The sequence below is a fragment of the Ruegeria sp. BA12 genome, assembly GCF_056539625.1.
Window position 1 is genome coordinate 78,590 of record NZ_JBQFVF010000009.1, and the last position, 18,690, is coordinate 97,279.

Below are 18,690 nucleotides of genomic sequence, written 5' to 3' on the forward strand. Positions count from 1 at the left end.
GTAACGTTCAAGCTTTCCTGTAGCCTGATACGGCAGAAATGTGAAACATTTCCTCTACCTTGGACACGAGGGCGTGAGACAATTGCAGCAAACCTTGTTGATTGCATCTTCCGCGCGCAAGTGGTGGAAAAGGCTTAGGAGGACCGCACATGGCTCAGCTCAAGAAAATTCTGCTGGTGGATGATGACGAAGACCTGCGCGAGGCGCTTAGCGAGCAACTTGTGATGACCGAGGATTTCGACGTGTTCGAAGCCCATGACGGTCAGTCCGCGATGGAACGGGCGCGTGAAGCGATTTACGATCTGGTCATTCTGGACGTTGGTCTGCCGGATACCGATGGGCGCGAGCTGTGCCGCCTGATGCGCAAGCAAGGTGTAAAAAGCCCGATTCTGATGCTGACCGGCCATGACAGCGACGCAGATACCATCCTGGGCCTGGATGCAGGTGCCAACGACTATGTCTCGAAACCGTTCAAGTTTCCCGTGCTGCTGGCCCGTATCCGTGCCCAGCTGCGCCAGCATGAGCAATCCGAGGATGCGGTGTTTGTTCTGGGGCCGTACACGTTCAAGCCTGCGATGAAGATGCTGATCACCGAAGAAGATCGCAAAATCCGGCTGACCGAAAAAGAAACCAATATTCTCAAGTTCCTGTACCGTTCGACCGATGGCGTGGTTGCCCGCGACGTTCTGCTGCATGAGGTCTGGGGTTATAACGCCGGTGTCACCACCCACACGTTAGAGACGCATATCTATCGTCTGCGCCAGAAAATCGAGCCCGATCCGTCAAATGCGCGCCTTTTGGTCACAGAATCGGGTGGATATCGCTTGGTCTCATAACTCGTTGTGGATTGACGTGGATCAAAGTGATACTCTGGATACGAAATTAGATTACTCCCAACCCGCGCATGTCCGGGTAATGACATGCACCTCCCTGTTGGACTGCCGGGCCTGATGGCCCGGCCTTTTTTTGAAACAAGCTGGGTCGAAGATACAAATCCGATGGCCAGATTTGCTCACTCAAACGCAGTTTAGCTGGTGCCGTCGTTTTCCAGAACGGTACCGTAGGTTATGCCGCTGCGCAGGCTGCGAAAATCAGCATAAATCTTGCCATCTTCAAATGTGGCATCGATCAACCCGTTGACCTGGCGGTCTTCTCCGACCCGGGTTTCAACCATGGCGATTGAACCAGTGCCATCGCGGCTGATTGTCCCGGTAACCTGACCTTCGTTCCACCGGTCCGAGCCAATCCGGCTCCATTTGCTGGTTCCCCAGAACGCATTGTCCTGCTGTTGTTTGATCTCAAGAACCCACTCAGATTGATTAAAACGCGGGGCTCCGTCGCTGTGTTCGTTGGGCAGGGCCGCAACGGTGTGGGTGCCGCTCCAGACGCCGCGCAAATCAGGTGTGTTTTCCGCAACTGCATGGGTTGCAAAGGCAAGGGTGCTGGCCAGCGCGGCGGCGCCAAGTGTCTTGAATCTGGTCATGGTTTCCTCCGTTTTCTAGTCTTAAATGTTGGGAACCGCTGTTCTGATTTCCATGCTGGCGACGAAACATAAACAGGATTTAACCTGCGCTTTATGTTGCGAACGGTGTGGTGGATTGAGCCCGTTTGCCCTCAAAACCAAAAACTGGCTCAGGACAATTTTTTCTCGTGGCACCGGCGGAAACGCCACGCTAACCTGCGCCAATTGCGACAGAGGAATCCCCCATGCCCTTTACCCTTGCCACCTGGAACATCAACTCGGTCCGCCTGCGCGAGCCTATCGTGCTGAAATTGCTGCAGGAGGAAGCGCCGGATGTTCTGTGTCTGCAGGAGTGCAAGTCGCCGGTTGAAAAGATCCCGACCGAGGGGTTTGCCGAGCTGGGCTACACCCACATGATCGCACGTGGGCAAAAGGGGTATAACGGCGTCGCCATCCTGTCTCGGCTACCAATGGAAGAGGTCGGCGACAAGGATTTCGCGGGTCTCGGTCACGCGCGACACATTGCCGGACGGTTGGAAAACGGGGTTACCATCCACAATTTCTATGTCCCGGCTGGTGGCGACGTGCCGGATCGTGAAAAGAATGAGAAGTTCGGGCAAAAGCTCGACTACCTCAGCGACATGCGCGATTGGTTCCATACGGAAAAGCCGGAAAAATCCATTCTGGTGGGGGATCTGAACATCGCCCCGCGCGAGGATGACGTCTGGTCGCACAAACAACTGCTCAAGGTTGTTTCGCACACACCGATCGAGGTCGAAGCGCTGGCTGAAACCCAGGATGCAGGCGGTTGGGTTGATATCACCCGCCAGGATATTCCCGAGGGGCAATTGTACAGTTGGTGGTCCTATCGCGCGCGCGATTGGGACGCCGCTGACAAGGGGCGGCGGCTGGATCACGTCTGGGCCACGCCCGATATCTCGAACGCGGGCCACTCCAGCCGCGTCCTGCGCGACGCGCGCGGATGGGAAAAACCCAGCGACCACGCACCCGTTTTTGCCAGTTTTGACCTGTAATTACGCAACTCTGCCCTTGGTTTCCGCTGCCAGCGGTTGCATATAGGGCGCAAGTTCGAACCGGAGAGTGAAAACCATGGATCTTCTGAACGCCGCAGCCAGCCCCGAGGCCACCGATCTGATCAAGGACGGGTCCGAGGCGACCTTTATGGTCGACGTGGTCGAGGCCTCTCAGGAAACGCCTGTCATCGTTGATTTCTGGGCGCCTTGGTGCGGGCCATGCAAGACGCTGGGGCCCGCCCTGGAAGAAGCTGTAACCGCTGCCAAGGGTGCGGTGAAGATGGTCAAGATCAACGTGGATGAGGCGCAGATGATCGCGTCGCAAATGCGCATTCAGTCGATCCCGACCGTTTATGCCTTTTTCAAAGGTCAGCCCATCGACGGGTTTCAAGGCGCTCAGCCGGGTTCGGAAATCAAGGCTTTTGTTGATCGTGTGATCGAAGCCGCGGGCGGCGAAAGCCCCGGTGGGCAGCTGGATGACGCAGTCGAAGCTGCCGAAGATATGCTGGCCGATGGCGCCGCTGTTGATGCGGCCCAAACCTTTGCTGCGATTTTGGGCGAAGATCCGAACCATGCCGGGGCTTACGGCGGGCTGGTTCGCGCACATATCGCGTCAGGCGATTTGGAACAGGCCGAAGCCATTCTGAACGGCGCACCTGCCGAGATTTCTACCTCGGCCGAGGTGGAGGCGGCGCATGCGCAGCTGGAACTGGCCAAGCAGGCCGCTGATGCCGGTCCGGTGGCCGAACTGACCGCTGCGGTCGAGGCTGATCCCGACAACCTTCAGGCCCGGTTCGATCTGGCGCAGGCACTGCACGCCAATGGCAATGTGGAGGAGGCCGTGGCGCAGTTGCTGGACCTGTTCCGCCGTGATCGCGAATGGAATGACGGTGCCGCCAAGGCGCAGCTGTTCACCATCTTCGACGCGCTAAAACCCAATGATCCGATCGTTCTGAACGGGCGGCGCAAGCTCAGCTCGATGATATTTGCCTAATTCGGGATCAGAGCTACACTCGGATACATGATGCATCCCGCTGATCTGCCGGAAACGGTATCCGTTTTTCCATTGCCGGGGGCGCTGTTGTTGCCCCGCTCGCGCCTGCCGCTGCATATTTTCGAGCCGCGCTATCTGCAGATGCTGGACGACGCACTGAAAACGCAGGAGCGGCTGATCGGCATGGTGCAGCCGAACCCATGTCACAGCAACGAAGATAAGCTGCACCAGATCGGCTGTGCTGGGCGTGTGACGCAATTTTCGGAAACCGAAGATGGCCGTTACCTGATTACCCTGACCGGGATTTCACGGTTCCGCGTCCAATCCGAGTTGGACGCCTTTACGCCTTACCGGCGCTGTGCCGTGTCGTGGGGTGGGTTTGATCGGGATTTGGGCCGGGCCGAGATGGACGATAGTTTCGACCGCAGCGCATTTTTGGGCTTGTTGGAACGGTTTTTCGCCTCGCGCCAGCTTTCGACCGATTGGGATACGTTGAAAGATGCAGATGATGAGTTGCTGGTGAATTCACTGTCGATGCTGCTGGATTTCGATCCCGAGGAAAAACAAGCGCTGCTTGAGGCCCCCTGTCTGCGCACCCGGCGCGAGACACTAACGACACTGATAGAATTCGCCATGCGCGGCGGCACGAATGAGGAAAAACTGCAATGACCGAGCCCCAACACCCTTTCGACCGGCATATGCTTGAGGCTCTGATTTGTCCGCAGACGCACACGACTTTGCATTATAATGCCGACAAGCAGGAACTGGTGTCCAAGGCGGCCAATCTGGCCTTTCCGATCCGAAATGGGATTCCGGTGATGTTGGTCGATGAGGCGCGAGAACTAGACTAAATCGAGCGACCCTGCAGCAGTTTTGGCAGGTCTCCGGTCAGCCCGGCGGCCTCACGCACGAAGCCACGGCGCAGGCCGGGCAGCGATCCCACAATTCCCATTCCAATGTCGCGTCCGATCCGCAGCAGTGGGTTGTCGTTGGAAAACAGCTTGTTGAACACGTCTGTCGCCATAGCCAGCGCCGCCGTGTCGAACCGCCGCCATTCCTGATAGCGTTCCAGCACCAGGACAGATCCGATATCCTCGCCGCGCCGTCCGGCCAGTGTTAGCACCTCGGCCAGAGCCCCGACATCGCGCAGACCCGCGTTCAGGCCTTGCCCCGCGATGGGGTGCATGCCGTGGGCGGCGTCTCCGACCAGGGCCATTCGGTCGCCAATGAAGGAATTGGCGATGGTCAGGTTCAGCGGATAGGTGAACCGGTCGCCCTGCAGGCGGATATCGCCCAGAAAATCTCCGAACCGGGGGCGCAGGACCTGCAGGTACTCGTCTTCGGGCAGGGTGTTGATGTGCTGGGCCGTCTCGGTCCGTTCGCTCCAGACGATCGAACTGCGATTGCCGGTCAGGGGCAGAATGGCTAGCGGGCCGGGTGGCATGAAGAACTGGTGGGCAACGCCGTGGTGGGGCAGGTCATGTTCGATGGCGCAGACCAGTGCGGTCTGGCCGTAATCCCAGCCAGTACGCTTGATGCCCGCCCGCGTGGCGGTCCCGCTGCGGCGACCGTCGCAACCGACCAGCATTAAACCTGTCAGTGTGGTTCCGTCGTCCAAGGTCAGCGTCACGCCGGTCGCATCGCAATCCTGCGCGACAACGGTTCTGCCGCTGATTTCTTTGATGCCTTTTTCCTCGGCCATGGCGTTCACAAAGGCGCGGCGCAGGTGACGGTCTTCGACCATATAGCCCATCGGACCTTCTTCGATCTCGGCATGGTCGAAATGCATGAAGAACGGGGATGGCCCAACGCCCGCATGCCCATCGGTGACCTTGATTTCCAACATCGGCTGGGCGTGTTCGGCCACGCGATCCCAGACCCCGATCGCATCCAACAACCTTTGCGAGGCTAGCGCCAGCGCATAGGCACGCCCATCAAAGGCTGCGTTCTTGCGCACTTTTTCCGCCAGCGCGTCAATCACGGTGACCGAATGGCCGGTCTGCGCCAGTGCCAAAGCCAATGCCGGGCCGTTCAGGCCGCCGCCCACGATCAGGATATCCGAGGTTTGTTCCATGCTCCGCAATATGCGCGCCCATTCGGGATTGTCCATGTGCGGTCCTGTCGCTACCGTCCGTCAAAGCGCAATTTTTTCAAGGGGGCGGTGATGCAGGATTGGCTGACCATGACGGCGTGTGATCTGGGTCGGGGCATCGGTATGGGGCGGATTGACCCGGTGGAATTGACCGAAACATACCTGTCGGCCATCGACGAACATCCCCACAGCGACCGAATCTATGCCCGTGTCACCCATGATCGCGCCCGGTCTGAGGCGGCAGCGGCGCAAGCCCGCGCCAAGCATGGGCAGCGTCTGTCGCTTTTGGATGGGGTGCCGATCAGTTGGAAAGACCTGTTCGACACTGCCAGTATTGGAACCGAGTCCGGGTCGGCCTTGCTGAAAGGTCGGGTGCCGGAAACTGACGCGGTCGTGGTGCGCAACGCCACCGCATTGGGGGCGGTCTGTCTGGGCAAAACCCATATGAGCGAGCTGGCTTTTTCCGGCCTTGGCCTGAACCCAATTACTGGCACGCCGCCCTGCGTCGATGATGTAGAGGCGGTGCCGGGTGGATCCTCGTCTGGTGCCGGGGCATCGGTGGCCTGGGGATTGGCGGCTGGCGGGATCGGCTCGGACACCGGCGGATCGGTCCGCATCCCCGCGGCCTGGAACAACTTGGTGGGGCTTAAAACCACCGCCGGACGGATCAGCCTGGAAGGTGTAGTGCCCTTGTGCCTGCGATTCGACACCGCCGGTCCGCTGACCCGGTCGGTTGAGGATGCCGCGCATATGCTGGCGCTGTTGGAAGGAGGCACACCGGCGGACCTGCGGGGGGCCAGCCTGAAAGGTCGGCGCTTTGCTGATCTGCAGAACGTCGCCAAGGACGACCTACGCGATGCGCCCCGCAAAGCTTTTGACGACGCTGTTGACCGGTTGCGCGATGCTGGCGCGGAAATCGTGCCATTGGAAGTGCCCGAACTGGATGAGGCGATGGGGCTTTCGGGCATTCTCTACACCACCGAAGCATATGGCTTGTGGCGTGACGTGATCGAGGCCAACCCTGATGCCATGTATCCCGAGATTCTGGAACGGTTCCGTGCAGGCAAAAATAACTCTGGCCCCGATTACGTCGCCGCATGGTCCAAACTGAAAGCCTGCCGTGCCGCTTGGGACGCGGCAACCACTGGCTTTGACGCCGTTCTGGCCCCGACAGCCCCGATTCTGCCACCGAATCTGGAGCGGTTGATGACGGATCACGACTATTACGTCACTGAAAACCTGCTGGCGCTGCGCAATACGCGGATTGGCAACCTGATGGGGCTTGCAGCCCTGACCCTGCCCACCGGCACCCCCGGTTGTGGGCTGATGATGTTAGGTTATCCGGGCTCGGAAGAAGTGCTTTTGCGACTTGGATCAGCAGCCGAAGCAGCATTGGCCTGAATGCCACAATCCCCTGATTCGGCACCTCTTTGTCTGGACGAAGCGGGGTGCGGCCTGTAATCTGCTAAAAAAACGGGGCGAAAATGATCCCGATATTGAGGCAGCAGTTATGAATTTCCCCGAGCGGTTTTCGAACCTACCGGAATACGCATTTCCGCGTTTACGCACCCTGTTGGACCACCATCAGCCGGGCGGAGACGTGATTCACATGACCATCGGCGCCCCGATGCATGACTTCCCGGCTTGGGTGACGGATGTGATCATGGAAAACGCTGCTGGGTTTCAGGGCTATCCGCCAAACGAAGGCTCGCCCGAGCTGCGTGGCGCGATCACCGACTGGATCAAGCGCCGCTATGGCGTGGCGATGGACCCCGAAACCAACGTGATGGCGCTGAACGGCACGCGTGAGGGGTTGTATAACGCCGCCATGGCGCTGTGCCCGGAACAGAAGAACGGCCAAAGACCGGTCGTCCTGTGCCCGAACCCGTTTTATCAGGTTTATATGGTCGCCTCGATCTCGGTTGCGGCCGAGCCGGTCTTTGTGCCCGCAACCGCCGCAACGGGTCATCTGCCCGATTACGCTGGATTGCCCGAGGACGTGCTGAACCGCACCGCTGTGGCCTATATCTGCTCACCCGCCAACCCGCAGGGGGCCGTTGCCTCGCGCGATTATTGGGCCGAGCTGATCCAATTGGCCGAGAAATACGATTTCCGCATCTTCGCGGATGAGTGTTATTCCGAGATTTATCGCAATGATGCCCCAGCCGGGGCCTTGACCGTAGCGCAGGAAATGGGGGCCGATCCCGAACGGGTCACCCTGTTCAACTCGCTGTCAAAACGGTCCAATCTGGCAGGGCTGCGGTCCGGCCTGATTGCGGGCGGGCCTGAGACGATCAAACGGGTCAAGCAGTTGCGCAGTTACGCGGGCGCGCCCTTACCAGCCCCCTTGCAGGCCGCAGCGGCACGGGTTTGGGCGGATGAGGCGCATGTCGCTGAGAACCGCGCGCTGTATCAGGAAAAATACGCGATTGCCGATGAGGTACTTGCCAATGTTCAGGGTTATATGCCGCCAGAGGCGGGGTTTTTCCTGTGGCTACCGGTCGAAAACGGTGAAGAAACCGCATTGAAGCTTTGGCAGCAGACCGGGGTACGGGTGCTGCCGGGCGCATATCTTTCTCAAGGCGATCCGGGGCAAAACCCGGGCGAACAATTTATCCGGGTCGCCATGGTGGCCCCAAAAACAGAGATGAAGCGCGGACTGATCATGCTCCGCGACTGCATCTATTCGTGAGGTACGAGGGCAAAATGGCATCTTATAACGCGCGCAACCGCGATCCATTGCTGGACAGCACGACTCAGGCCGCGATTGAGCGGCGCAGCAAAGAGCTGATCGGGATCGCCCTGATCCTGCTGGGCCTGGCCGCCGCTGCGATGATCTGGTCCTACACGCCGGATGATCCGAATTGGATGGTTTCAACAGACGCGCCGGTGCAAAACTGGATGGGGCGGATTGGTGCCTCAATCGCCGCACCGTTGTTCATGATCGTAGGTTGGGGCAGCTGGAGTATCGCGCTGGTGCTGATAGGCTGGGGCGTGCGCTTTGCTGGGCATTTCGGCGAGGAGCGCGCAGTTGGCCGCCTGATCTTTGCGCCGATCTGGATTGCCATAGTCTCGGTCTATGCCGCGACGCTGGTGCCGGGGGAGGCGTGGCGTGCGACCCACAGCTTTGGTCTGGGTGGTCTGTTCGGCGATACCGTAATGGGCGCGCTTCTGACGCTGCTGCCGATTTCCTCGCATTTCATGGTCAAGCTGATGTCACTGGCCATGGCTGCCGGGATGTTGGCGCTGGGTGTTTTTGTGCTGGGTTTCACCAAAGCGGATGTGCGCAAGGGCTTCCGCGCCTTCTTGCTGGGCTTGGTCATGTCCTATGACATGCTGATGAACCTGCTGGGCCGTGGGGCCACTGCCACCGCGCAGGTCGCTCGCGACCGTCGCACGCAGTGGGAGGAACGCAAGGCCGCCCGTACGGAAGCGGCGGAAGCCGTGTTTGACGATGATCTGGCCTATGCCGATCCGGTGTTCGAAGAGCCGGACTATGAAGAACCCGAGCCCGCAAAGCCGGGCTTGTTGGCGCGGATGCCCAGCCTGATCCGCCGTCCCGATCCGATGATCGAGCCCGAGCTGGTCGATCCTGAACCCGTTGCTGGCTTTGACGAAATGCCGGGTGAGGATCGTATCCGATCCAAGATCTCTGCCGCTGTGCGCAACCGCAAGGTCGCGATCGGCGAAATGACCCCCGAGCCTGATCCGAACCTGCCGCTGACCAAGGGGCGGGGCCGGGGGCCCGATCCGCTGATCCTGAACCCCAGAGGTGGCGACGAGCTACCGCCCGAACCGCCGATGACCTCGGCTGGACTGCCGCCGGAACCGATGCTGACAGCGGAACCTGCGCCCGAATGGCAGCAAGAACCGCTGCATCAGGATTTTGCGTCCGAGCCGGATTTCGAAGACGAAGCCGTGTTCGAGGATGCGCCACAGTCTGAACCCGCGTCGCAGCAGCGCCCTGCGATGAAAATCCCGGTGGCCGAGCCGCGCAAACCGGTGGTGGCACAGCCCGTGCGCCGGACCCCGCCGCCCTCGCGCCGCGCTCAGGCCGAGGCACAGCCGACCTTGTCCTTCGAGGAACGGCATTCCGATTTTGAATTGCCGCCGCTAAGCCTGTTGTCCAATCCCGCCAGCATTCAGCGCCATCATCTTAGCGACGAGGCGTTGGAAGAAAACGCGCGGATGCTTGAAAACGTGCTGGATGACTATGGCGTCAAGGGTGAGATCACCAGCGTCCGCCCCGGCCCGGTTGTCACCATGTACGAACTGGAACCGGCGCCGGGCCTGAAAGCCAGCCGTGTGATCGGTCTGGCCGACGACATTGCCCGTTCGATGTCGGCGTTGTCGGCCCGGGTTTCGACTCTGCCGGGCCGCTCGGTGATCGGGATCGAACTGCCGAATGAAAACCGTGAGATGGTGGTTCTGCGCGAAATTCTGGCCAGCCGAGATTTTGGTGACGGTAACCATGCGCTGCCTCTGGCGTTGGGCAAGGATATCGGTGGCGAGTCCGTTGTGGCGAACCTGGCCAAGATGCCTCACTTGCTGATCGCGGGGACCACCGGGTCCGGTAAGTCGGTAGCGATCAACACGATGATCCTGTCGCTGTTGTACAAGTTGTCACCGGACGAATGCCGCCTGATCATGATCGATCCGAAGATGTTGGAACTGTCAGTTTATGACGGCATCCCGCATCTGCTGTCGCCCGTTGTAACCGACCCGAAAAAGGCGGTTGTGGCCCTGAAATGGGTCGTGGGCGAGATGGAGGACCGCTATCGCAAGATGTCCAAGATGGGCGTGCGTAATATCGCGGGCTACAACGGCCGTGTGAAGGACGCGTTGGCCAAGGGCGAGTTGTTCAGCCGCACGGTGCAGACCGGGTTCGATGACGAAACCGGCGAACCGATGTTCGAGACCGAAGAATTCGCCCCCGAGTCGATGCCCTATATCGTTGTCATCGTCGACGAGATGGCCGACCTGATGATGGTAGCGGGCAAAGAGATCGAAGCTTGCATTCAGCGTCTGGCGCAAATGGCGCGGGCCTCGGGCATTCACTTGATCATGGCTACGCAGCGTCCCTCGGTCGATGTGATCACCGGTACGATCAAGGCGAACTTCCCGACCCGGATTTCGTTCCAGGTGACCTCGAAAGTCGACAGCCGCACCATTCTGGGCGAAATGGGTGCTGAACAACTGCTGGGGCAGGGCGATATGCTGTATATGGCCGGTGGGGCCAAGATCACCCGCTGCCACGGGCCATTTGTCTCGGACGAAGAGGTCGAAGAAATCGTCAATCACCTGAAACAGTTCGGCCCGCCGGATTACATGAGCGGCGTTGTCGATGGACCGGCAGATGAGAAGGCTGACAATATCGATGCCGTTCTGGGTCTGAACACGGGCGGCAATACGAACGGCGAAGATGCTCTCTATGATCAGGCCGTGGCGATTGTGATCAAGGATCGCAAATGTTCGACCTCATACATCCAGCGGAAACTTGCCATTGGCTACAACAAGGCCGCGCGGTTGGTTGAGCAGATGGAGGACGAAGGCGTTGTTTCTTCTGCAAATCACGTCGGTAAGCGGGAAATCCTCGTCCCCGAGCAGTAGGATATTTAATAACACGGGCAAAGCGCTTATCTGGGTTTTATGAAACAGATTGCTTTTGCCCTTGCTCTGACCCTGGCCGCACCTGCCGCCTGGGCGGCTGACAAACTGCCATTGTCGCAGATATCCAATTATCTGAACGGTCTGAATACCGTTGAGACGACATTCACTCAGGTCAATGATGACGGCTCGTTGAGTACCGGCAAGCTGTGGATGCAGCGGCCGGGCAAGATGCGGTTCGAATATGATCCGCCCAACAGTGCCGTTGTTCTGGCCAATACGGGCACGGTGCAAATTTTTGACCCCAAGTCGAACCAGCCGCCCGAGCAATACCCGCTGAATCGGACACCGCTGTCACTGGTGCTGGCGCGTAACGTGAACTTGGGGCAGGCAAATATGGTTGTGGCTCATGACTTCGACGGCACCGCCACAGTTGTCACCGCCCAAGACCCGAAAAACCCCGATAGCGGACGGATCGAGCTGATGTTCACCGACAACCCGGTTGAGCTGCGCAAATGGGTGATCCATGACAATGCGGGCACGAAAACAACTGTGCTGTTGGGTCAACTGGATACAGACAGCAACCTGAGCCGAGATCTGTTTACCAAAGCGAAAAGAAGCGGGTCAGGCAATCGCTGACCCGCGTTCTGGTCAATAGCGGCAACCGGACAGTTGCGCTTGGTAAAGTTTGGCGCGCGCATCCACATCATTGGCGACATTCAGCAACCAGGTCTTGCTATAGTGGCTGCCCCGGGCATAGCCGGTGTGGCCTTCGTGATAGGCTAGATACTGGTTGCGGGTGTCGCTGGGGTGAATGCCGTTCCGCTGATAACTTTTGTTCATATACCAGCCGATAAAGTCAGACGCATCGCGGATACGGTCACGCTTGGCCCGGCGCTTGCCGGTCTCGCGCTGGTATTCATCCCAGGTGCCATCCAACGCTTGGCTGAAGCCATATGCGCTGCTCTGCCGGCCCATCGGAATCACACCCAGAACGTAATTATGCGGCGTGCGTGCGTCATGCTTATAGCGGCTTTCCTGATAGATCGTCGCCATTTGGACATGAATCGGGACGCCCCATTTGCGCTCGGTGCTTTTGAAGGCCTTCATATAATCGGGCCGTTCGCGCGCAATGCTGCACGCGTCATTCAATTTGCTGGGTGGTTGCTTGGACCCACCACCACAGGATGCCAAAAGCAGCACCCCGAAGAGTACGATAAGAATTCTGCTCATGTGCCTCGTGCCTTTTTTCTTTATTCTAGCGCAGATTGAGCGTTTAGGGAATCACAATCGTTACAGAATAATCGCGAGAATTATAGGTAATGCGCCCACGGACAACGCTGTTGAGACCATGACCATCCCGGCAACCGCGTCGGAATCGGCATCGAACCGCTCGGCCAGCAAGTAAGAGGTTACTGCCACCGGAGTACACATCTGCAGCACCAGAACGCCAAAGGCCACGGCTTCGAGTTTGAAGATCAGCGCAACAGACCAGCCCAGGGCGAAACAGACAGCCAGTTTAAGAAATGACAGCCAGACCGCCTGACTCAGCCGGTGCGTTGTCAACCGCGCAACCGCCACGCCCAGCGTTATCAGCATCAGGGGCACTGCCATCTGGCCCAACAATTCCAAAGTGTTAGTCAGAAACGGGGGCGTCTGCCATCCGCGCCACAAAAACAGTGCCCCCAATAGGGTGGCCCAGACCATCGGTTCGCGCACGACTTTGCCGAACGCGCCTTTTCCGGCCACAAGGTAGATGCCGTACGTAAACGAAAACAATGCTGTAACTGATAGGAAAATGACCGCATAGCCCAACCCGGCCTGGCCAAAGGCGAAAATGCACAAAGGAAGACCCAAATTGCCGGTATTTCCGAATATCAGCGGCGAAAGATAGGTACGCTGTTCAAGTTTCAGCCCCCGGACGATCAGCCAGAAGACCGCTGCCATCACCAGATTGGCAACGATTGTCGCAACGGTAAAACGGGAAAGATCGCCGCCCGGAATGTCGGTTTGCATCAGCGCCACAAAGATCAGGCTGGGCACAGCAAGGGTCATGGCAAAGCGTGTGACGAATTGCAGGCGATACTCGAATCCCAGCTTGACCCAAGCAAAACCGATGCCCGCCAGAATAAACACCGGGGCCACGATTTCGAATACTGTCAGCAAGAGGTTCACAGACTGTTTCCCTTATTTACGGATCAATGATTGGCATTTCGGCCCGGAAAGAGGTAGTAAGTTCAATGGGGGCATAAACTATGCTGAAGACACACGCCAAGTACGGCCTGGGACAGATCGTCCGTCATAAAAAACATCCCTTCCGCGGGGTGATTTTTGACGTGGACCCCGAGTTTGCGAACACGGAAGAATGGTATCAGGCCATCCCCGAAGACAGCCGCCCGGTCAAAGATCAGCCGTTTTACCACTTGTTGGCGGAAAACGACCAATCCTTCTATGTGGCTTATGTTTCTGAACAAAATCTGATCGCTGACCAGTCGGGCGAACCGGTCGAACACCCCGATATCCCCGATATGTTCGGCCCGTTCGAAAACGGCGCCTATCCGCTCCATTTCCATCTGAACTGAAGGTGCTTGGCCGGGCGTCGGCCCGTCAGTATCCAAGGGCGCACCCGTCTTTTCGCGGATCGCTTGCGCCTTGCAAAACGCCATCCTCACAGATTCGAATAGCTTGTGCGCCACCCAATGGCGTTTCTGGAATCTCTACAGTGTGTCCCAAATCACGCAATTGTTGGGCGGTGCTGGGCGAAATTCCGCGTTCCAGCTTTAATACGCCATTGTCGGCAAAGGCGCGCGGTGCCTCGATGCTGACCTGAAGGCCCAACCCGTGGTCCGTCAAATTTGACACAAACCGGGCGTGGCCGGTGGGTTGATAGGCGCCACCCATCACGCCGAACGGCATCAGCACACGACCATTTTGCGTCAACATCCCCGGAATGATTGTGTGCATGGGGCGTTTGCCGCCGCCCAGTTCATTCGGATGACCCGATTGCAGGGTAAAGCCTGCGCCTCGGTTTTGTAGCAGAATGCCGTATTTTTCGGATGCGATCCCCGAACCGAAGCTGTGAAAGATGGAATAGATCAGCGAAACCGCCATTCTGTCCCGATCCACAACGGTGATATAGACGGTGTCCTTGTGAATCGCCTCGGTCAGCGGGGCGGCGGCGGGCATGGCGCGTTTCGGGTCGATCAGCGCGGCCAACTTGTCGGCCACATCCTGATCCGTGAACCGATCCGCGTGTGTTGTATGATCGGGATCGGCGATAAAGCGGTTGCGCGCGTCATAGGCGAGTTTCGAGGCTTCTGCCTCGATATGCAGACGCTGCGCCCCGAACGGGTCCATGCTGGCAAGGTCGAAGTTCTTGAGGATATTCAGCAAAAGAATGGCCGTGGCGCCCTGGCCATTTGGTGGATGTTCAACCAACTCCAACCCATTGTAGTCACCGCTGACAGGCTGTGTTTCAGTGCATGCGGTGGCCAGAAAATCCTCAATCGTGTGAACGCCGCCCAGTTGGGTGAGTGCAGCGACCATGTCCTCGGCGATGTCGCCGGAGTAAAACGCATCCCGCCCGGTGCGAGCAATCTGGCGCAAGACTTCGGCTTGCCCTCGAGAGCGAAACACCTGCCCAGTCTTAGGAGCACTGTCATTGATCAGGTATTGCGTCCGCGCGGCCCCCTGTAGAATGGCTGCCCCCGTTTCCCAATCAAACGCCACCCTTGGGGCAACCGGCACCCCAGCTTCGGCATAGTGAATGGCGGGTTGCAGAATGGCCTCAAGCCCCAGCTTGCCCTCGGTTTGCGCCAGATGACAGAACGCATCGACGGCGCCGGGAACGGTTACAGCGTCTGCTGTGTTCAAAGGCACTTTTGTCAGCCCTTGTGACCGCAGTTTTTCTGCGCTAGCTGCTGCAGGCGCGCGGCCCGAACCATTCAGGGCGCGTATCTGATCCTCACCCGCCCGGTTGTACAGCACGAAACAATCGCCGCCCAGCCCGGTCATCTGAGGTTCACAAATACCCAGCAGCACCGCCCCGGCGATGGCGGCATCCATTGCGTTGCCACCCCGGGTAAGAATGTCCACAGCGACCTTTGCGGCCAAGGGATGCGACGTGGCGCACATCCCTTCGGCTGCCAGAACTTCGGATCGGCCCGGTGAGTGAAAATCCCGCATGACATTTTTCCCCGATTGAACGCGCCGAAGGTATCGCGCAGTCAGGGGTTGTCCAGTCAAATCAAAGGGAAGTTCCTCGGCGCCGTTCACTGGGTGGGGGCTGTGACACGTGGCGCCGAGGGAAGCTATCTGAGCTACAATTACTCTTTTGCCCTTTGTTTGCGGCGTTACAATGGTTCGATCTGGGCCTTATTGTGACGTTTTCTTGCCGTCAGGCGGGCTCTGGAAAGTCAAAGCGCAGCGACAAACGGTTACAACCATTGCTTCGTTCATAGCGGATATCGCTGGTCAGTTCATGGATTAGAAACCAACCGAACCCACCTTCGGGCAGGTCTTCGACCGTCGATCCCAGTGATGCCGGGATGCCGTCAGGTACCCGAAATCCGGGTAACGGGTTGCCGGTGTCCGAGATCAGAATCTCAAGCCAGTTCTGATGCAGGCGGCACCGAACCTTCACCTTGGCCGGAGTTATGTCGGCATAGGCATGTTCGACCACATTATTGATTGCTTCGGCCAGCGCGATTTTCACATCACCCGCCTTGTGCGCCGGAAGCCCATGCGCCGCCAATCCCCGGCTGAGTTGCGCGATCCCGGCGCTGGCCTCAGTCTCAGTTGCTGCGAAGCTCAGATCTAAACACTTGCCGTTGTACATGGGCATCGCGCCTATTCAGATAGTCAATTAGGTCAATCCGCGGAGGTCGACAGGGCATCATCAAGGGTTGGATATAGTTTGAACACCGTGTCCATACGGGTCAGGCGGAATACCTTTTCAACAAAAGGGTGCAGCCCAGCCAGGTCCAGCCTGCGCTCATTTCCAAGCTGTTTCATCGAGGCGACTATGGCACCCAAGCCACTTGAATCTATGAACTCGACACTGGTCAGGTCCAGCACTACGCGCGTGGCCCCGCCTTCGGCCTGATTGCGCATATCTTCCTTGAACTGGATGGCCATGGCCGCATCAATCCGGTCGGAATGCACTTTGATAATTTGGGTTGCGTCGGTCGTTGTGCTGGTCAAGGCCATGCGCGACGGTCCTCTAATATGAAACTCGCTAGTAGAAATACGCTAGACGACAATTCTTACCATTCGGTATCCATCAAAGCTGAAAGAGGAGGATCATCGCGATGAAACAGGTTGTTATCGCGGGGGCGGCGCGGACGCCCATCGGCGGGTTTCAGGGTATGTTCGACGGTATTGCCGCTGCTGAATTGGGCGGGAGCGCCATTCGTGCTGCGCTGCACGGCGCAGGCGCTGATACGGTCGACGAAGTGCTGATGGGCTGTGTTCTGCCCGCCGGCCAGGGCCAGGCCCCGGCACGACAGGCCGGATTTGCGGCGGGATTGGGTGAAGAGGTGCCCGCAACAACCCTGAACAAGATGTGCGGGTCGGGAATGAAGGCTGCCATGATCGCCTTTGACCAGATTGCTCTGGGTCACGCTGATACGATGATCGCAGGTGGCATGGAGAGTATGACCAACGCCCCTTACCTGTTGCCGAAAATGCGCGGCGGTGCGCGCATCGGGCATGGTCAGGTGGTTGATCACATGTTTTTGGACGGCCTCGAGGACGCCTATGACAAAGGCCGCCTGATGGGCACTTTCGCCGAGGATTGCGCCGAAGCCTATCAATTCACGCGAGAATCGCAGGACGAATACGCGCTGCAGTCGCTTTCCAACGCCCTGTCTGCACAGGAAAGTGGTGCCTTCGAGGGTGAGATCACACCTGTTACCTCCAAGACCCGCAAGGGCGAGGTCACTTTTGCCCAAGATGAACAGCCGCAATCCGCCCGGCCAGATAAAATCCCGACGCTGAAACCTGCCTTTCGTAAGGATGGGACGGTCACGGCAGCCAATTCGTCATCGATTTCTGACGGGGCAGCCGCGTTGCTACTGGCTTCGGCTGAGGCGACCGAAGCGCAGGGCCTGACTGTGCGTGCCCGGATCATTGGTCATGCCAGCCACGCGCAGGCCCCGGGTTTGTTCACGACCGCGCCGGTTCCGGCCGCACAGAAACTACTGTCGAATATCGGCTGGTCCAAAGATGACGTCGACCTGTGGGAGGTGAACGAGGCCTTTGCCGTTGTACCCATGGCCTTTATGCACGAAATGGGCCTGTCGCGCGACAAGGTGAACGTAAATGGCGGGGCCTGCGCTTTGGGGCATCCAATCGGCGCCTCGGGCGCTCGGATCATGGTCACTCTGCTCAACGCACTGGAAAAGCGGAACCTCAAACGCGGCGTGGCTGCCATCTGCATCGGTGGCGGCGAAGGCACGGCCATCGCCATCGAACGCGTTTGACGCTTGGGTTTATTCCACATACTGCGGGATAAACCTTTTCCAAAGAGCTCAATCATGACCGCCGATTACGACACGCTTGCTAAAACCATCGCCGCCCTGACCGAAGGTGAAACGGATCAGGTTGCCCTAATGGCGACAATTACCTGCGAGGTGCATCACGCCGATGACCGGTTCGACTGGACTGGCTTTTACCGCGTGACCCAGCCCGGTTTGTTAAAGATCGGTCCCTATCAGGGTGGGCACGGCTGTTTGGTCATCCCGTTCGACCGGGGCGTCTGTGGTGCTGCCGCGCGGACTGGCGAAGTGCAGCTTGTGCCGGATGTCGAAGCCTTTCCGGGTCACATCGCCTGTGCGACGTCCACCCGGTCAGAATTGGTGCTGCCAGTGCGGGACGCATCGGGAAAGGTGATAGCGGTGTTCGACATCGACAGCAATCAGCCGGACGCATTTACCGATCAGGACGCCACAGCGCTTGGCGCCATTCTGACCGACGTTTTTGCAAGATGAATTCAGCCGGGACATGTCCCGGCTGATTGATGTTCAAAAAGGGTCGCGATTTATCAGCTTGCCAGGATCTTGGCCTTTTGCGCGGCGAATTCCTCTTCCGTCAGATGGCCGCTCTCCTTGAGCTTGGCTAGCCGTTCCAATTCATCCGCGGCGGATACGCTCGCGACCGAGCGGATGTAATCCTTCTGCGCCTCTTCTATCTGATTCATGGTCTCGACATTGTGCTGGTGCATCTTATCCCCGCGCACGATGAGATAGCACAGCACGCCCAACCAGGGGATCAGGATCACAAAGGCGATCCACAACGCTTTGCCTCCGCCGCTCAGGTCCTTTGAGCGGAAGACATCGGCAACGACCGAAATCATCACCCAGAACCAGGCAACCATCAGAAACAACCAGAAGATTGACCAGACTATATCGAAGAAACCGATCCCGTTTTCCATATTCATCCAACCCTTTGCATAAAAAATAGAAATCTCTGCGCACAGAGATACCTATTTGTAACAGACAGT

At 58.4% G+C, this 18,690-nt stretch carries 20 protein-coding genes; 12 read left to right on the forward strand and 8 right to left on the reverse strand.

Annotation, left to right across the window (positions count from 1 at the left end):
- Positions 1–149: 149 nt before the first annotated feature.
- Positions 150–836, forward strand: coding sequence for a response regulator transcription factor (locus tag ACR0B0_RS16180; RefSeq protein ID WP_058283107.1), 687 nt, complete (start codon positions 150–152; stop codon positions 834–836).
- A gap of 191 nt (positions 837–1,027) precedes the next feature.
- On the opposite strand, the gene ACR0B0_RS16185 is transcribed toward ACR0B0_RS16180, so the two are convergent.
- Positions 1,028–1,483 (reverse strand): hypothetical protein, encoded by a 456-nt coding sequence (locus tag ACR0B0_RS16185; RefSeq protein WP_170362350.1) that lies wholly within the window; start codon positions 1,481–1,483, stop codon positions 1,028–1,030.
- A 224-nt stretch (positions 1,484–1,707) separates the two neighbouring features.
- On the opposite strand from ACR0B0_RS16185, the gene ACR0B0_RS16190 reads away from it, so the two are divergent.
- From ACR0B0_RS16190 to ACR0B0_RS16205, 4 genes are all read left to right on the forward strand, one after another.
- Positions 1,708–2,496 (forward strand): exodeoxyribonuclease III, encoded by a 789-nt coding sequence (locus ACR0B0_RS16190; protein WP_170378290.1) that lies wholly within the window; start codon positions 1,708–1,710, stop codon positions 2,494–2,496.
- Positions 2,497–2,572: 76 nt separating this feature from the next.
- Positions 2,573–3,490, forward strand: a complete 918-nt coding sequence (gene trxA / locus ACR0B0_RS16195) for a thioredoxin (RefSeq protein WP_170378292.1) — start codon at positions 2,573–2,575, stop codon at positions 3,488–3,490.
- 27 nt (positions 3,491–3,517) lie between these two features.
- The gene (locus ACR0B0_RS16200; RefSeq protein WP_170362347.1) at positions 3,518–4,159 is read left to right on the forward strand and encodes an LON peptidase substrate-binding domain-containing protein; all 642 of its coding nucleotides are present in this window, start codon (positions 3,518–3,520) and stop codon (positions 4,157–4,159) included.
- On the forward strand, positions 4,156–4,341 hold the full coding sequence (locus tag ACR0B0_RS16205) for a Trm112 family protein (RefSeq protein ID WP_480648698.1): 186 nt from the start codon (positions 4,156–4,158) through the stop codon (positions 4,339–4,341). The genes ACR0B0_RS16200 and ACR0B0_RS16205 overlap by 4 nt, the downstream gene beginning before the upstream one ends.
- Here the strand turns inward: ACR0B0_RS16205 and ACR0B0_RS16210 are convergent.
- On the reverse strand, positions 4,338–5,600 hold the full coding sequence (locus ACR0B0_RS16210; RefSeq protein ID WP_480648699.1) for an FAD-dependent monooxygenase: 1,263 nt from the start codon (positions 5,598–5,600) through the stop codon (positions 4,338–4,340). The two genes, ACR0B0_RS16205 and ACR0B0_RS16210, sit on opposite strands and share 4 nt — an antisense overlap.
- A gap of 54 nt (positions 5,601–5,654) precedes the next feature.
- Between ACR0B0_RS16210 and ACR0B0_RS16215 the strand changes: the two genes are divergently transcribed.
- The 4 genes from ACR0B0_RS16215 to ACR0B0_RS16230 all read left to right on the forward strand — a co-directional run bounded on the left by ACR0B0_RS16215 (position 5,655) and on the right by ACR0B0_RS16230 (position 11,828).
- Positions 5,655–6,983 (forward strand): amidase, encoded by a 1,329-nt coding sequence (locus ACR0B0_RS16215; protein WP_480648701.1) that lies wholly within the window; start codon positions 5,655–5,657, stop codon positions 6,981–6,983.
- 109 nt (positions 6,984–7,092) lie between these two features.
- The gene (locus tag ACR0B0_RS16220) at positions 7,093–8,274 is read left to right on the forward strand and encodes an aminotransferase class I/II-fold pyridoxal phosphate-dependent enzyme (RefSeq protein ID WP_480648703.1); all 1,182 of its coding nucleotides are present in this window, start codon (positions 7,093–7,095) and stop codon (positions 8,272–8,274) included.
- A 14-nt stretch (positions 8,275–8,288) separates the two neighbouring features.
- Entirely contained in the window at positions 8,289–11,192 is a 2,904-nt protein-coding gene (locus ACR0B0_RS16225; protein WP_480648705.1) for a DNA translocase FtsK, read from the forward strand.
- 39 nt (positions 11,193–11,231) lie between these two features.
- Positions 11,232–11,828 (forward strand): LolA family protein, encoded by a 597-nt coding sequence (locus tag ACR0B0_RS16230; RefSeq protein WP_170362343.1) that lies wholly within the window; start codon positions 11,232–11,234, stop codon positions 11,826–11,828.
- Positions 11,829–11,840: 12 nt separating this feature from the next.
- Here the strand turns inward: ACR0B0_RS16230 and ACR0B0_RS16235 are convergent, their stop codons facing one another.
- Together ACR0B0_RS16235 and ACR0B0_RS16240 are read right to left on the reverse strand one after the other, a co-directional pair.
- Positions 11,841–12,422, reverse strand: a complete 582-nt coding sequence (locus tag ACR0B0_RS16235) for a transglycosylase SLT domain-containing protein (protein ID WP_480648707.1) — start codon at positions 12,420–12,422, stop codon at positions 11,841–11,843.
- A gap of 60 nt (positions 12,423–12,482) precedes the next feature.
- On the reverse strand, positions 12,483–13,364 hold the full coding sequence (locus tag ACR0B0_RS16240; RefSeq protein WP_480648708.1) for an AEC family transporter: 882 nt from the start codon (positions 13,362–13,364) through the stop codon (positions 12,483–12,485).
- Positions 13,365–13,444: 80 nt separating this feature from the next.
- Here ACR0B0_RS16240 and hspQ point away from each other — a divergent pair, with 80 nt between their 5' ends.
- Positions 13,445–13,771 carry a heat shock protein HspQ gene (gene hspQ / locus ACR0B0_RS16245; protein WP_170351040.1) on the forward strand — a complete coding sequence of 109 codons (327 nt, stop codon included), beginning with the start codon at positions 13,445–13,447 and terminating at the stop codon, positions 13,769–13,771.
- Positions 13,772–13,796: 25 nt separating this feature from the next.
- Here the strand turns inward: hspQ and ACR0B0_RS16250 are convergent, their stop codons facing one another.
- From ACR0B0_RS16250 to ACR0B0_RS16260, 3 genes are all read right to left on the reverse strand, one after another.
- Complete coding sequence (locus ACR0B0_RS16250) at positions 13,797–15,374, reverse strand: gamma-glutamyltransferase family protein (RefSeq protein WP_170413857.1); 1,578 nt, start codon at positions 15,372–15,374, stop codon at positions 13,797–13,799.
- Between the two features lie 211 nt (positions 15,375–15,585).
- Entirely contained in the window at positions 15,586–16,026 is a 441-nt protein-coding gene (locus ACR0B0_RS16255) for an ATP-binding protein (RefSeq protein WP_254438803.1), read from the reverse strand.
- 32 nt (positions 16,027–16,058) lie between these two features.
- The gene (locus ACR0B0_RS16260) at positions 16,059–16,397 is read right to left on the reverse strand and encodes an STAS domain-containing protein (RefSeq protein ID WP_170362337.1); all 339 of its coding nucleotides are present in this window, start codon (positions 16,395–16,397) and stop codon (positions 16,059–16,061) included.
- 101 nt (positions 16,398–16,498) lie between these two features.
- On the opposite strand from ACR0B0_RS16260, the gene ACR0B0_RS16265 reads away from it, so the two are divergent.
- Together ACR0B0_RS16265 and ACR0B0_RS16270 are read left to right on the forward strand one after the other, a co-directional pair.
- The gene (locus ACR0B0_RS16265; protein WP_480648711.1) at positions 16,499–17,671 is read left to right on the forward strand and encodes an acetyl-CoA C-acyltransferase; all 1,173 of its coding nucleotides are present in this window, start codon (positions 16,499–16,501) and stop codon (positions 17,669–17,671) included.
- 54 nt (positions 17,672–17,725) lie between these two features.
- Complete coding sequence (locus ACR0B0_RS16270; protein ID WP_170362335.1) at positions 17,726–18,178, forward strand: GAF domain-containing protein; 453 nt, start codon at positions 17,726–17,728, stop codon at positions 18,176–18,178.
- Between the two features lie 53 nt (positions 18,179–18,231).
- Here ACR0B0_RS16270 and ACR0B0_RS16275 read toward each other — a convergent pair whose 3' ends face one another.
- The gene (locus ACR0B0_RS16275) at positions 18,232–18,627 is read right to left on the reverse strand and encodes an SHOCT domain-containing protein (protein ID WP_170378302.1); all 396 of its coding nucleotides are present in this window, start codon (positions 18,625–18,627) and stop codon (positions 18,232–18,234) included.
- Between the last annotated feature and the right edge of the window lie 63 nt (positions 18,628–18,690).

Excerpts from the sequence above, each read along its gene's own strand:
- hspQ (WP_170351040.1), top strand. The coding sequence starts at position 13,445 with ATGCTGAAGACACACGCCAAGTACGGCCTGGGACAGATCGTCCGTCAT.
- ACR0B0_RS16185 (WP_170362350.1), bottom strand. The coding sequence starts at position 1,483 with ATGACCAGATTCAAGACACTTGGCGCCGCCGCGCTGGCCAGCACCCTT.
- ACR0B0_RS16260 (WP_170362337.1), bottom strand. The coding sequence starts at position 16,397 with ATGGCCTTGACCAGCACAACGACCGACGCAACCCAAATTATCAAAGTG.
- ACR0B0_RS16255 (WP_254438803.1), bottom strand. The coding sequence starts at position 16,026 with ATGTACAACGGCAAGTGTTTAGATCTGAGCTTCGCAGCAACTGAGACT.
- ACR0B0_RS16210 (WP_480648699.1), bottom strand. The coding sequence starts at position 5,600 with ATGGACAATCCCGAATGGGCGCGCATATTGCGGAGCATGGAACAAACC.
- ACR0B0_RS16225 (WP_480648705.1), top strand. The coding sequence starts at position 8,289 with ATGGCATCTTATAACGCGCGCAACCGCGATCCATTGCTGGACAGCACG.
- ACR0B0_RS16180 (WP_058283107.1), top strand. The coding sequence starts at position 150 with ATGGCTCAGCTCAAGAAAATTCTGCTGGTGGATGATGACGAAGACCTG.
- trxA (WP_170378292.1), top strand. The coding sequence starts at position 2,573 with ATGGATCTTCTGAACGCCGCAGCCAGCCCCGAGGCCACCGATCTGATC.
- ACR0B0_RS16220 (WP_480648703.1), top strand. The coding sequence starts at position 7,093 with ATGAATTTCCCCGAGCGGTTTTCGAACCTACCGGAATACGCATTTCCG.
- ACR0B0_RS16215 (WP_480648701.1), top strand. The coding sequence starts at position 5,655 with ATGCAGGATTGGCTGACCATGACGGCGTGTGATCTGGGTCGGGGCATC.
- ACR0B0_RS16205 (WP_480648698.1), top strand. The coding sequence starts at position 4,156 with ATGACCGAGCCCCAACACCCTTTCGACCGGCATATGCTTGAGGCTCTG.
- ACR0B0_RS16230 (WP_170362343.1), top strand. The coding sequence starts at position 11,232 with ATGAAACAGATTGCTTTTGCCCTTGCTCTGACCCTGGCCGCACCTGCC.
- ACR0B0_RS16200 (WP_170362347.1), top strand. The coding sequence starts at position 3,518 with ATGATGCATCCCGCTGATCTGCCGGAAACGGTATCCGTTTTTCCATTG.
- ACR0B0_RS16265 (WP_480648711.1), top strand. The coding sequence starts at position 16,499 with ATGAAACAGGTTGTTATCGCGGGGGCGGCGCGGACGCCCATCGGCGGG.
- ACR0B0_RS16250 (WP_170413857.1), bottom strand. The coding sequence starts at position 15,374 with ATGCGGGATTTTCACTCACCGGGCCGATCCGAAGTTCTGGCAGCCGAA.
- ACR0B0_RS16275 (WP_170378302.1), bottom strand. The coding sequence starts at position 18,627 with ATGAATATGGAAAACGGGATCGGTTTCTTCGATATAGTCTGGTCAATC.
- ACR0B0_RS16270 (WP_170362335.1), top strand. The coding sequence starts at position 17,726 with ATGACCGCCGATTACGACACGCTTGCTAAAACCATCGCCGCCCTGACC.
- ACR0B0_RS16190 (WP_170378290.1), top strand. The coding sequence starts at position 1,708 with ATGCCCTTTACCCTTGCCACCTGGAACATCAACTCGGTCCGCCTGCGC.
- ACR0B0_RS16235 (WP_480648707.1), bottom strand. The coding sequence starts at position 12,422 with ATGAGCAGAATTCTTATCGTACTCTTCGGGGTGCTGCTTTTGGCATCC.